Source organism: Amycolatopsis rubida (genome assembly GCF_900115345.1).
Taxonomy (GTDB): Bacteria; Actinomycetota; Actinomycetes; order Mycobacteriales; family Pseudonocardiaceae; genus Amycolatopsis; species Amycolatopsis rubida.
This window is the reverse complement of record NZ_FOWC01000008.1, coordinates 225,682-238,039: the sequence shown is the minus strand read 5'-3', so window position 1 is coordinate 238,039 and position 12,358 is coordinate 225,682. Positions and strand designations below refer to the sequence as shown.

8 protein-coding genes and 2 pseudogenes are annotated in these 12,358 nt (G+C 69.9%); all 10 read right to left on the bottom strand.

The genetic code is table 11. The features are described from left to right. Window positions 1–4 precede the first annotated feature (4 nt). Window positions 5–1,000 carry an ABC transporter substrate-binding protein gene (locus BM362_RS28560; protein ID WP_093575216.1) on the bottom strand — a complete coding sequence of 332 codons (996 nt, stop codon included), beginning with the start codon at window positions 998–1,000 and terminating at the stop codon, window positions 5–7. 25 nt (window positions 1,001–1,025) lie between these two features. Further along, complete coding sequence (locus tag BM362_RS28555) at window positions 1,026–1,841, bottom strand: ABC transporter ATP-binding protein (RefSeq protein WP_093575215.1); 816 nt, start codon at window positions 1,839–1,841, stop codon at window positions 1,026–1,028. 40 nt (window positions 1,842–1,881) lie between these two features. Beyond that, window positions 1,882–3,591 (bottom strand): thiamine pyrophosphate-binding protein, encoded by a 1,710-nt coding sequence (locus BM362_RS28550; RefSeq protein WP_167545471.1) that lies wholly within the window; start codon window positions 3,589–3,591, stop codon window positions 1,882–1,884. Beyond that, complete coding sequence (locus BM362_RS28545; protein ID WP_093575213.1) at window positions 3,584–5,077, bottom strand: aldehyde dehydrogenase family protein; 1,494 nt, start codon at window positions 5,075–5,077, stop codon at window positions 3,584–3,586. The genes BM362_RS28550 and BM362_RS28545 overlap by 8 nt, the downstream gene beginning before the upstream one ends. A 6-nt stretch (window positions 5,078–5,083) precedes the next feature. Beyond that, window positions 5,084–6,058 (bottom strand): LLM class flavin-dependent oxidoreductase, encoded by a 975-nt coding sequence (locus BM362_RS28540; protein ID WP_093575212.1) that lies wholly within the window; start codon window positions 6,056–6,058, stop codon window positions 5,084–5,086. Next, window positions 6,055–7,449: a dihydroorotase gene (locus BM362_RS28535; RefSeq protein ID WP_093575211.1), complete on the bottom strand. Its 1,395-nt coding sequence runs from the start codon at window positions 7,447–7,449 to the stop codon at window positions 6,055–6,057. Before BM362_RS28535 ends, BM362_RS28540 begins: the two co-directional genes overlap by 4 nt. Then, a complete protein-coding gene (locus BM362_RS28530) occupies window positions 7,446–8,387 on the bottom strand; it encodes an alpha/beta hydrolase (protein WP_093575210.1) in 942 nt (313 codons plus the stop codon). Before BM362_RS28530 ends, BM362_RS28535 begins: the two co-directional genes overlap by 4 nt. Before the next feature lie 931 nt (window positions 8,388–9,318). Then, window positions 9,319–9,495, bottom strand: a pseudogene (locus BM362_RS50915) (hypothetical protein); the annotation flags it as partial. 1,097 nt (window positions 9,496–10,592) lie between these two features. Continuing rightward, entirely contained in the window at window positions 10,593–11,867 is a 1,275-nt protein-coding gene (locus BM362_RS28525) for a phthiocerol/phthiodiolone dimycocerosyl transferase family protein (RefSeq protein ID WP_167545470.1), read from the bottom strand. Between the two features lie 109 nt (window positions 11,868–11,976). Next, window positions 11,977–12,258: pseudogene (locus BM362_RS28520) on the bottom strand (ectoine synthase); the annotation flags it as partial. Window positions 12,259–12,358: the final 100 nt, after the last annotated feature.

The window sequence follows — 12,358 nt, the reverse complement described above, 5'->3', positions numbered from 1 at the left end:
CGCCTCAGCCCCCGATCCCGGCGGTGAGCAGGTCCGCCCGGCAGCACTGGTCCGCGTCCGGCAGGGAGCCGGCGTCGAGGATGCCCGAGGTGCGCAGGGCGTCGAGGGTGGCCTTGACGGCAACGGGCGAGAATCCGCCGTCCGCGGGCCAGATCTTCGCCTTGAGCGACTCCTCGGCCAGCTCCTTGGCGGCGGCGGGATCGGTCTTGGGCACAGTGCTCGCGATCGAGGCCGCGAGCTTGCCGGCGTCCCGGTAGGTGCTCGCGTACTCCGTCTGCACCGCGGCGAGGAACTTCTTCACGTACTCCGGCGCCGAGTCCGCGGTCTGGCTCGTGGTGAAGATGACCGAGTCGATGATGTCGGGGTTGCGTTCGGCCACGTCGTAGATGACGTGGAACTGGCCAGGGGCCTTCTTCCGCAGCGTCAGCCAGTCGCTGAACTGCACCACCGAGGCGTCGAGCTGGCCGGCGATCATCGCCTGGACCCGGTTCGCCGAGCCGGGAATGATCAGCAGCTGCGGCTTCGCGGCCGGGAAGTCCTTGAGCGCGAGGTTGGTGTAGAGCGTGGTGGAGGAGATCTTCGACTGCAGCCCCACCCGCTTGCCGCCGAGGCCGCCCGGATCGGCGACGGAGGCGGGAGCGACCAGGAGGTAGGCCGGCCGGTAGGCGGTCATCACCGCCTTGATCGGCACCCCCTTGCGGACGGCCGCGAACACGGTGCTGGCGTTCGCCGTGCCGAAGTCCGACTCGCCGCGCACGACAGCCTGCACCGCGTCGTCCCCGGACTGGTGGAACGCCTCGGTGGTGGCGATGCCCTGGGATTTGAGGTTCTCCAGCGCGAAGTGGAGCGGGACTTTCTCCGTCTGCTGCACGGCGTTGGAGTAGGAGAAGTTCAGGGTCGTCTTGCCTTCGCCGCCCGGGGACGGCGAACACCCGGCGAGCACCGCCGGGACGGCGAGCAGGGCGAGCAGGCGGGTCGCGATCGGGGTGGAGCGTCGCATGGCAGCCTCCGGGGCGGGGAGCGGCTCAGATGAGCTGTTCGGCGAGGACGTCGGACTTGATCAGGTGCCACAGGCGGTCGACGAGCCCGTTGAATTCGGCGGTGCGCTTGATCTCGAGGGCACGGGGCCGGGGCAGGGCGATCGGCACGATCTCGCGGACCCGGCCCGGGTTGGGCTGCAGGACCACGACGCGGTCGGCGAGGAACACCGCCTCGTCGAGCTGGTGCGTGACGAACAGGACGGTTTTGCGGTCGCGGGCCCAGATCGTGAGCAACTCGGTCTGCAGGACTTCCCGGGTCTGGGCGTCGAGCGCGGCGAACGGCTCGTCCATGAGCAGCACCTCGGGATCGATCGCGAGGGCACGGGCGAGGTTCACCCGCTGGCGCATGCCCCCGGAAAGCTGGGCGGGGTACTGGTTCGCGGAAGCGGCGAGCCCGGTCAGTTCCAGCAGTTCCATCGCCTTCGTCCGCGCCGCGGCGCGCGCGGCGCCGGCGAGTTCGAGCGGGAACGCGACGTTGTCCACGATCCGCCGCCAGGGCAGCAGGCAATCGCTCTGGAACACGAAACCCCGGCTGGTGCTGGGTTTCACGATGTGCTCGGCACCGGCGGTGATGAGCCCGCGATCCGGCCGGAGCAGGCCGTGCGCCAGCCGCAGCAGAGTGGTCTTCCCGCTGCCGCTGGGACCGATCACCGCGAGGAACTCGCCGGTGCGGACGTCGAGGTCGAGGCCGTCGACGACCGGCTCGTCCCGGCCGGGGAAGGTGAGCGAGACCCCGGCCAGCCGGAGGGCTACGGGGTCGGCGGGGTCGGCGCGGTCGGCGGGCGAGGGCGAAGGGGACATTTCTGTTCTCCCGTGGTTCCGGTGCGGAAGGGGACCGGGTTCAGGTTCCGGTGGCGGTGAGGACGTCGACGAGCACGGTCCGGCGTTCGCGGATCACGGTGGTGACGGCTTCGCCGAGCGCGGTGGCGAGGTCCTCGGCCCGGCTGATCGGGCCCAGTGCGCGCACCCCCAGTGAGCGGGCCAGCGCGGCGATGTCGACCGGGGGGTCGGTGAGGGTGGTCCCGGCCACCGCGTTGGCCGGATCGCGGTCGCGGTGGCCGGCGACGATCCGCGCGTGGTGCACCGAGTTCTGGTAGGCCCGGTTGTTATCGGTCACGATCAGCAGCGGCAGCTTCTCGTGGGCCGCGGTCCACAGTGCCCCCGGCGTCATCAGCAGATCGCCGTCGGACTGCAGGTCCACCACCAGCCGGTCGTCGTCGCGGTGGGCCAGCGCCGCGCCGATCGAGGCGCCCAGTCCGTAGCCGAGGCCCGCGCCGCCGGAACTGCCGAGGTAGTCCCGCGGCGCGCTCAGCTCCCACGTGCGGTGGGCCCAGTCCGACAGCGACCCGTTCGCGAGGACCGGTTCGTGCTCGCGAACGGCGGCCCACACGGCGGCGGCCAGGTTGGCCTGGGTGATCGCTCCGCCGGGACCCGGGGTCCGGGCGGTGGTGGCCCAGCGTGTCCGGGCCGCCCGGGTGTGGGCCGCGAGCCGCGCCGCGCGATCGTCGCGCGGAAGCGCGCGGCGCTCGATCTCCGCGCGCAGGGCGGCCAGGGTCGGGGCGGGCGAGGCGTGCACGGTCAGCGCGCTGTGCTGGATGCGCTGCAGGTCCGCGGCCCAGGCCCGGGCGCCCAGCGGCGCGGTGCCGAACTGGGCGATCCGCGCGCCGGGCCCGATCGCGACCGGGGTGGTCGCCAGGTCCCGGACTTCGAGCGAGACCACCACGTCCGCGGGGCCGAGACCGTCCAGCGCGCCGGTCGCGTTCATCGGGTGGGCGAAGGGCAGGCAGAGGGCCGGCCGGCCGTAGTCCCGCGCCGGCTCGACCACGGCGGTGCCGAGCGTCTCGGCGATGACGGCCAGGTCGGCCGTCGCCTGCGCGGAGAAGTCCACGGACTCGACGGCGATCACGGGCCGGACGGCTTCGGCCAGCCAGTCCACCGCCGTGGTGATCGCGGCGGGTTCGGGCACGAGCGGCCGCGGTACCGCGTAGTCCGCCGCCGGCCGGTAGCGGAAATCCGGGCCGACCGGCTGTTCCTGGACGTCGCTGTCCAAGCACACGTACACCGGTCCGGCCGGTGCCGCCGCCGCGATGCGGTGCGCGCGCACCAGGGATTCGGGGACCGCCTCGATCGAGGCGGGCTGATCGTCCCACTTGGTGTAGTCGCGGATCTGCGCGGCCTGCGGGAGCGCGGTGTGGATCCAGTCGATCCACGGCCGCCGCCGGGCCGCGTCGACCGGGCCGGTGCCGCCGAGCAGCAGCACCGGGACCCGGTCGCACCAGGCGTTGTAGACGGCCATGGACGCGTGCTGGAGGCCGACGACGTCGTGCAGCGCCACGGCCATCATCCGGCCCGACGCCTTGGCGTAGCCGTGCGCGATGGCGACGGCGATCTCCTCGTGCGCGCACTCGACGAGACGCGGCTCGGCCCGGTAGTTGACCAGCGAGTCGTGCAGCCCGCGGAAGGTCGCGCCGGGATTGCAGGCCAGGTACTCGATGCCCAGTCCGGCCAGCAGATCGGCGACGACGTCGGAGCCGTACTCCGGCTCACCCACGGCGCACGCTCGTCGCCCGGGGCTGGGTGTAGCCCAGCAGTTCCTCGAAGGATTCCTCGCGGCCGACACCGGAGTCCTTCTGGCCGCCGAACGGGACGCCGGGAAAGTGGGTCGAGGTGTCGTTGACCCACACATACCCCGCCTCCATCTGCCTGGCCACCCCCAGCGTCCTGGCGAGATCACGGCCGTAGACGCTCGCGCTGAGGCCGAACCGCACGGAGTTGGCGACGGTCACGGCCTGCGCGGTGTCCTCGACCGGGATGACGGTGAGCACCGGGCCGAAGATCTCCTCGGTCGCGAGCGCCGAGGCCGGATCGGGCTCCAGCACCAGCGTCGGCTCCGCGAAGAACCCGTCGGCGAGGCGCCCGGGCACGCCGCCACCGGTCACCACCCGGGCCGCGCGGGACCGGGAGTGCGCGATCCGGTCCAGCACCCGGTCGCGGTGCTGCCGGGTGATCAGCGGGCCCATTCCGGCTCCGGGCAGTTCGGGCGGGCCGAGCCGGACGGCGGCGAACTCCGCGGCCAGCGCGTCGACCAGCCCTCCGGCCAGCCGCCGCGGCACCAGCAGCCGCGAGGTCGATCCGCAGGACTGCCCGGCGAACGCCAGGTTCATCCCGCGGACCGCGCCGGCCACCACCGCGTCGAGATCGGCGTCGGGCAGCACCACCAAGGCGTTTTTCCCGCCGAGCTCCAGCGAAACGGACTTGACCGCGTGTTCGGCCGCGGCCCGCTGGATCGCGCGCCCGGTCCGCGGGCTGCCGGTGAACGCGATCCGTCGCACCCGCGGGTCCTCGACCAGCTGGATGCTCGGTGCGGGCGTGGCACCGCTGAGGACCGAGAAGACGCCGGGCGGCACCGAGTCCGCCCACAGCGCGCCGAGCCGGAGCGCGGACAGCGGCGTGAGCTCCGAAGGCTTCAGGATCACCGTGTTTCCGGCCACGAGCGGTGCCGCGACCTTCGAGAGCGCGAACATCGCGGGATGGTTGTAGGCGATGATCCGGGCCACCGCCCCGAACGGCACCTGCTCGGTATAGCTGAGGTGGGTGCCGCTCGCGGGAACGGTCTCCCCGGTCAGCCGCAGCGCCCAGTCCGCGAACATCCGCATCCGCTGGATCCCGGTGCGGACGTCGGCCCGCGTCATCCACAGGGGCACGCCGGTGTCCAGGCTGTCCAGCGCCGCCAGTTCGCCGGCGTGCCGTTCGGCCGTGGCGGCCAGCCGCCGCACCGTCTCGGCCCGGTCGGCCGGAGCCAGCGCCGCCCACTCCGGCCCGGCCCGGAGCTGGGCGCCGATGGCGGACTCGACGTCGGATCCGGTCGCGTCGGGGGCCGAAGCGAGCACCTTGCCGTCCGCCGGTGCTCTGACGTCGTAACGACGACCTCCGCCGGCTTCGACCAGGTTTCCCCCGATCAGCATCCGCGCCGGTACGGCCGTGCTTTCGTTCCGGACGTCGGCCAAGAGCGCGACGTCGGCGGAGGTCGTGGTCACCGCGGCCTACCGGAAGTTTCCGATGACGTCGCCGCCGAGCAGTTCGATCTGCTCGAACCAGCGGTCGAACTTGAAGCGGAAGTCGAACACCAGGTGCTCGACCCCCACGCTCGCGAACCGTTCGATCTCGGCGATCGCGTCCCCGGGAGTGCCGGCGATCAGCTGACCGGAGAGATCCTCGACGGTTTCGAACCGGCCGGACGGCGGTTTCACCGCGAACTTGGCCTTGTTCGCCCACGCGAGCAGCCCCGGCACGTTCACCTGCCGCAGCGCCTCCTCGCGGGTGCGCTCGATCGAGGTCGGCGGGATCACCGCGACGGTGGGCCGTTTCCGCCCCGCGGCGGCCGCCAGATCGTCCATAGTGGACACCCGTTTGGCCAGCGTGTCCATCGAGATCCGGCCCGGCATCCAGCCGTCGCAGAACTCGACGGCCAGCCGCGCCGAACGGGGGGTCGCACCGCAGTACCAGAACGGCACCGCGCCGCCGGCCGGCTTCGGTTCGATGGTCACGTTCTCGAAGGCGAAGTTCGCGTCCCGGTAGGAGACGTCGTTCTCGGCGAAGACGCGGCGGAGGATTTCGGCGTTGGAGCGCACCAGTTCCACGCGGTCGCGCCCGCCCCATTCGATCGCCTCGAATTCGTGGTCGAAGGTTCCCGCCCCGAAGCCGAGCACGAGCCGCGGTCCGACCAGTTGCGTGATCGTGCCCGCCATCAGCGCGGTGACCAGCGGATGGCGGAACGGGATCAGCGAACCGGTGCCGAGTTCGAGGCGTTCGGTGACCGCGCCGACGGCGGTCAGCACGGTCAGCGCGTCGTAGAACGTGCGGTTCGGCTTCTCCATCTCGCCGTGCGGTTCGAAGACCAGGTGGTCGCGGACCCAGACCGAATCGAACCCGGCCCGTTCCGCGAGCTTGGCGCCCTCGATGACGTTCTCGCGCGAGGCGTGTTCGCCGAAATGAGGCAGCAGCAGTCCGAACTTCATGCGGAGACCGCCTTTTCCGTCACGGCCGCGAGCTTCCCGTGGCCGGGCTTGCCGGTGACCACGCCGTGCGCGAAGACCTCGGTCCCGCGCACGTGGGTCCGTTCGATGGCCGCGCTCAGTTCGCGGCCCTCGTAGCAGGTCCAGCCGGAGCGCGAGAGCACGTCGGCCTCGCGGATGGTCCACGGCGAATCCATGTCCGCCACTACGAAGTCCGCGTCGTGCCCGGGGGTCAGCGCGCCCTTCTTGCCGGCCAGGCCGAACTTCTGCGCGGGCGCCCAGGCCATCAGCTCGACGACACGGTCGAGGGTCAGCTGCCCTTTGTTCACGGCGTCGAGCGCGAGCGGGTAGAAGTACTGGATGCCGGGCGTGCCGGTGTGCGCGCTCCACATCTTCGTCCAGCCGATGTCCTTCTCTTCCCGCGTGTGCGGTGCGTGGTCCGAGGAGAACATGTCGATCGTGCCGTCGCGCAGGCCCTGCCAGACCGCTTCGCGTCCTTCGTCCGGCACCCAGTAGGAAAGGGCGTACGGGCCCAGCTTTTCGACATCCTCCCAAGTGGACAGAAAAGGCAGCCAGTGGTTGACCTCGCAGGTGACGTCGACGCCGTTGGCCTTGGCGCGGCGGACCGCTTCGACGGACCGGCGGGTCTGCATGTGGGCCAGGTGCACGGGACAGCCCGAGGCTTCGGCGAGCCGGAGTACGACGTCGATGGCGGTGTCCCAGATGACCCCGTCGCGCGAGGCGTAGGCGGAGGCGTAACCGGCCGGGGTGTTCTCGCCGCGGGCCAGGTACTCGCCTTCGATGTAGTCCATCAGCGACTGGTCGTGCGGGTGGATGATGAACCGTTTGCCGGTGTCGCGGATCAGCTCCATCATGCGGAGCAGGTCGCCGTGGCCGTGCATCCCGGTTCCCGCGGGGTGCGGGTAGGTGCGCCCGGTGTCGACGACCATGTAGATCTTGTACGCGTTGACGCCCATCGCGGCCATCGGCGCGATCTGGTCCGCCTCGGTCGCCGCCGGGTTGTGGTTCCAGTCCACAATGGACTTCTCCGCGTAGAGGCCGAACACCTGCCGCAGCGTGGCCACCGACGTGGTGGGCGGGATCAGGTTGGGCATCCCGAAGATCGTCGTCACGCCGCCGGCCGCGGCCTGCAGGGTGGTGGTGTGGATGTCTTCCTTGTGCGTGACACCGGGTTCACGCGTGTGGACGTGGACGTCGACCATGCCCGGCAGCACGACCTTGCCCGTGGCGTCGACGACCTGGTCCACCCCGGTCACCGGGGTGTCCTGGCTGACCAGCCCGGCGACCTTGCCGCCGGCGACCAGCAGGTCGGCGCTCACCGCTCCGCCCGGCAGGTGGATCCGGCCGCCCGTGACTCGCAACTGCACACTCATGCCTGCACCTCGAAGGACTCCTCGGGATCGGTGGGGTGACTCGCGCGGAGAACCAGATCGGCTCCGCGAAGGTGGGTTTCGAACCAGGCGACGATCCTTGGCGTTACCTGTTCCCAGTAACGGTCGTAGGCCGCGTAGTGGCTGGTGTGCCGCTGGATCAGCAACGCCTTGGGGCCGCGGGCCGCTTCGTAGATCCGCTCGGCGTGGTCGGCCGGCGTGGTGGCGTCGTTCTCCACCGCGATGACCAGCAACGGCGTGCGGAGCCCGGCCGCGGCTTCGGCCGGGCGGTAACCGAGGATCTCAGCCGCGGCGGACAGCCGGACCTTGGTGGGCGTACGCCCGTCGACGTCGGCCTTCATCTTGCTGGCTCGCCGCTCGGCGGTGGGGACCATGATCTCTTCGCGGGGATCGACCAGCCGGCCGACGCCGGTGCGCACCTGGTCCCGGCGGTCGGCTTCCAGCGCCGCCAGGAAGTCGAGCCACTCGTACTCGCTGCGCATCCGGTGCAGCCAGTCGGCGCCGTCGGCGACCGGGAGCTGGCTCACCACGGCGCGGACCCGAGGGTCGGTGGCCGCCAGCAGGACGGCGTTGCCGCCGCCGGTGCCGCCGCTGCCGAACACGCCGATGCCGTCGCGGACGACGTCGTCGCGGCTGAGCAGGTAGGTCACCGCGCTCTGCAGGTCTTCCAGCTGCCGCCGGGGCGAGAGCAGTTCGGGATCGCCGCCCGAGCCGCCGAAGCCGCGGTAATCGAAGACGAGCACCGCGAAACCGGCTTCGACGAGTGCTTCGTGATAGCGCACGTAGAGCTTCGCGTCCTTGAGCCCCAGCCAGCCCGGCCCCTGCACCACCACGCGGTAGGGCCCGGGCGTGCCGGGCGTCCGCCACAGACCGTCGAGGACGTCTCCTTCGCAGTACCACGAGACGGGGACGGTTCTCACGGGCACTCCTCAAGTTGGATAATGGATACAAGTTGGCCACACAGAAAGGTTTCTAACTGCACTTATGCCGACCGCGATGCCTCAAACTTGGTCCAGATTGGATACTGGTTACAATCTGATGGGTTGTTCGCGGGATGTCAAGACCCCGCTCCCCGCCGGCCGCGGGCGGAGCACCGCCGCGATCTCGGTCACGCGCTGTCCAGCCGCGGTGCGCCGCCGAAAAGAGACCAGCCGCCGCCTCGGGCGGCATGCCGATGTCGGAGGTCTTCCCGATGGAGGTGCGAGCGCCGGGGATCGGATGCCCGGGGCCGCCGTTCGCTCCTTCCGCACTGCCTGGTCCCCGGCATCGAGCCTGACCGCCCGTGTGTGAAGGCGACCGCACTCGTGCGCAGCCAGTTCTCGGTCCGGCGGATGGCGCGGCTGCTGGAGGTGAAGATCGCCCAAGTGCACCGGGATTCGCGCAGCGGGTGACACGCCAGCCGTATTCGACGACCACGAGCTTGCCGAGCACCCCGCCGAGGTGGGCACCGACCTTGAGCCTGCCCTACGCCGCCGTCGCCGGTCGCGGTGTGCCGCTGGCGGCGAAAGCGGTCAGCAGCCAGCGTGGATTGACCTGGACCAGACGCCGGCGAGCGTGTTCTCCGACGACCGCATCCGCGCTTACGTGCGGATGCGGTCGGCAGGACAGGTATCGGGGGTGCACTGGAGCTCGTCGCCGCGGCACGCTCATCGGAGTACTTCAGGTAGTCGTCAGGCAGGGCGGCCTGGTCGCCCCGCCTGCACACGCCCACAGACACGCTGCGGGTCTGAACACGAGCCCTCGAAAGCCGGGAGGCGCTGGGAACAAGCGACGCGGAAGACCCGCCCTGGTTCCAAACGGATATTCGGCGCCCGGCCATCTCACGCTTCCGTGAGCACGCGCCGCAGCCTGCTACTTTGTCCGGCTCTTGCGCGGAGCGCGCCGTCGGCGCAGCCGCGACGGCCTTCCTCGCAACAGGCCGCTCCGACTGTTCCTCGACGCGCTCATCGAAGGCCGCGACGGCCTCCGCCCGCGGGCGGCCACCGAGTTGAAGCCGTTGGCCCGAGCCCACTCCCGGATCTCCTTGGCCCGCTCGCGATTCCCGGCCGATCAGCCACCGGTCCGCCAGGACCGCGCTCGGATTTGCGTCCGCTGACCCTGCGGGCATTCTCGCGGTACTGGTACAAGCTGTCCCGCGATAGTCTCCGCGCCGGCGAGGTCGTCCACTAGCGAAACGAACACTTTTTGAGCCGCGAGAATCCTCCACGCGTTTGTTTACAACAGGTTCCAAAAGTGCTGGATCCTGTTGTACCACAACGGTTTTGCATCAAGATTCGTCGACAGCAGAGGCCATTCATGCCCTAATCCGATTTATGACCTGAATGTCCGAGCACTGCTGCGTTTCTGCGCGAAGGAAGCAGGATCGACCGCTGTCTCATCGAATCGTCCCGCAGTGCCAAGATCGCTTTGCTCACTCCCGACAAGCCAGAGGAGCCGTGACCGTGATCCGCGTTGATCCGACCGCTGATTCCCACGTCAGTTCTGCCGAGGGCCCGACCGAGCTCGCCGCCGAGAACGAGTCGTACCGGACACCGCGCCTGACGCCCTTCAGCGACCACCGCGCTGCGCAAGGCGCCGGCCGTCCGGTACAACACCGTCCGCCCGTTCCGCACCCTGCTCGGCGAGTCCTCCGCGCTGTCCGCGGCTCAGGGCGGCAAGAGGATCCTCCCGGCGGTGCGGAAACTGCCTGCGCTGGCCGCGCGCAAACCCAGCCGTCGCCCGCTGCTGCCGCGCGACATCGACGGTGGCCTGGTACCGAGGGCGTGGCGCCCGGCAGTGTTCGCCAACTCTGCGTTGCCCGAAGGCCGGGTGGACCGCGACGCCTACGTGGTGTGCGTGCTGGAGCTACCGCATCGCGCTGGCGCGCCGCGACGTCTTCGCGGCCCCGTCGAATCGCTGGTCCGATCCAGCCGGCGATCCGCCTCGCCTCGGCAGCGCCGCGGCCCAGCTCAACGCCCTGCTGCTCGATCGCCGAGCCCCGCCTGCTGACCGACCAGGCCGCCCGCGAAAGCGGGCTTGACCTGACCTCGTCCGCCGTTGCAGTCGGCGAGGCGGCACCGAGAGTTTCGGTAATCGCCGGGGCCAAGCGATCGCATTCGTTCGGTCGCGATGCATGCGCAGTCTCGTCAGAGCTGCGTCGTGAAATCCCGATTGGTCGACTCCGTGATGTCACGTCCCGATTGACACATTCGACGGAGATTGGTCCGCAGGTCGTTGTCGATGGATTCGATGTCCTCTCCAGAGAACAGTTCGCGGGGAAAGATTCCGTTGACCGTGATACAGCCGTTGAATGTGTAGGCGGCGTACACCGCGTGCGGAGATTTCACCGGGAACTGGTTCGCCACCGAGTTGAGCCACTGCAGCCGGACAAACGACAGCCCGGGCGGTGTCGCGTACGGAGGGATCACCCCCGGGTTGGTGATGGCCACAGTCAGCAGATGAGCATAACGGCCGAAGGCTGTGTCCCGGCCAGTATGCGCGACCGCGTCTCCGTGGCGAGGCTTTGCGCGGGCCGACTGGAGCGTCTTCTTCATGCTCTTCCCGACGGCGACCGGGTCGTCGTCGGGAGCCACGCCGACGGCAACGTCGGTCCACAGCGAGAAGTTTGCCGTGTCGACGGGGTCCAGCGGCGGATTGGCTCGGGTGCGGAGGTCGACGATGGAACTGCACGTCATGGGCGCCAGCCCCGGGATGGGGATGCGTCGGCGGGTGCTGCCGAGTATCGCCCCGCAGACGAGCGCGTGGACCGACGTTCCGAATATCCGCGATGCGGCGACCAGCTGCCCGGTCTCCTCCTCCGTCAACATCAGCCATTTCTCACGAGGGAAATCGCCGACCTCGGGGTGTGCTTCCGGGGCCGTGAACGGGTTCGGCGCCCCGTTGAGCAAATCGTTGACGATTGCATGATGGGACGCGAGAAATTCCGAGGGAGCGCGGGGAAGGCCTGTGCCGGGGCCCGGCTGAACGTGCCGGCCTTCGGCCAGCGCGGAGTAGATCTCCCACAGTTCGGCGAGGAATTTCTGGACCGTGCGGCCGTCCATGACCGCGTGGTTGACCTGCAGTGCGATCCATCCGGTGGATTCGGCGCCTGGCCGGGCTGCCGCTATCAGGCGGCTCGTGCCGTGCTCGATCCTGTTCGGATAACGCACCATCGCGAGCAGGTCGTCCCGCGATCCGGTCAGCGTGACCAGTGAGGGATAGTGGCCCGCCGGAACGTGCATGGCGTGAGCGTGCCCGTCGTCACGTATGCAGCTGCGCAGGACCAGGTAGCGGCCGCTCAGGATCCGGAACGCCTGGCGAAGCAGCCGGGTGTCCAGTTCTCCCTCGTACTCGACGGCGCAGGCCGGTTCCAGGTGTCGAAGGTTGACCTCGCGCGGATCGAGGCGGCGCTCATGGTTCATGTCTCGCTCGCAAGTGGAGGTGGTGGTTGCGTCGACGTAGCTTCGGAAGAGCATCAGGTCGGTCGGTCCCGTGTCCAATACCTCTCGCGGATCGGGCGATCACAGTTGCCTATAGTCCCCGGTCTACTGGCTGCCGCGCGGCCGCGTCGTGCCACCCGGATCCAGCAGCGAGCGGGTAGGCCCCGTTCTCGTCGTGCACCTCGCGGCCGGTGACCGGCGGGTTGAACACGCACACGCACTTGATCTCGGTCTTCGGGCGGACCTGGTGCTTGTCGTGGTCGTTCAGCAGGTACAGCGTGCCCGGCTTGAGCTGGTGCACCTCACCGGTGGCGAGGTCTTCGATCTCGCCCTCGCCCGAGGTGATGAAGACCGCCTCGATGTGGTTTGCGTGCGCCCGCCCGGGCACAGGACCATCTGCCGGACCCCGCATCGGACGAGCTCGTCGACGATCACGTCGGCCTGAGCAATTGCAGGATTCACCCGAAAACTCC

Coding starts and splice junctions, on each gene's coding strand:
- BM362_RS28560 (WP_093575216.1), bottom strand. CDS start 1,000: ATGCGACGCTCCACCCCGATCGCGACCCGCCTGCTCGCCCTGCTCGCC.
- BM362_RS28555 (WP_093575215.1), bottom strand. CDS start 1,841: ATGTCCCCTTCGCCCTCGCCCGCCGACCGCGCCGACCCCGCCGACCCC.
- BM362_RS28540 (WP_093575212.1), bottom strand. CDS start 6,058: ATGAAGTTCGGACTGCTGCTGCCTCATTTCGGCGAACACGCCTCGCGC.
- BM362_RS28535 (WP_093575211.1), bottom strand. CDS start 7,449: ATGAGTGTGCAGTTGCGAGTCACGGGCGGCCGGATCCACCTGCCGGGC.
- BM362_RS28525 (WP_167545470.1), bottom strand. CDS start 11,867: ATGAACCATGAGCGCCGCCTCGATCCGCGCGAGGTCAACCTTCGACAC.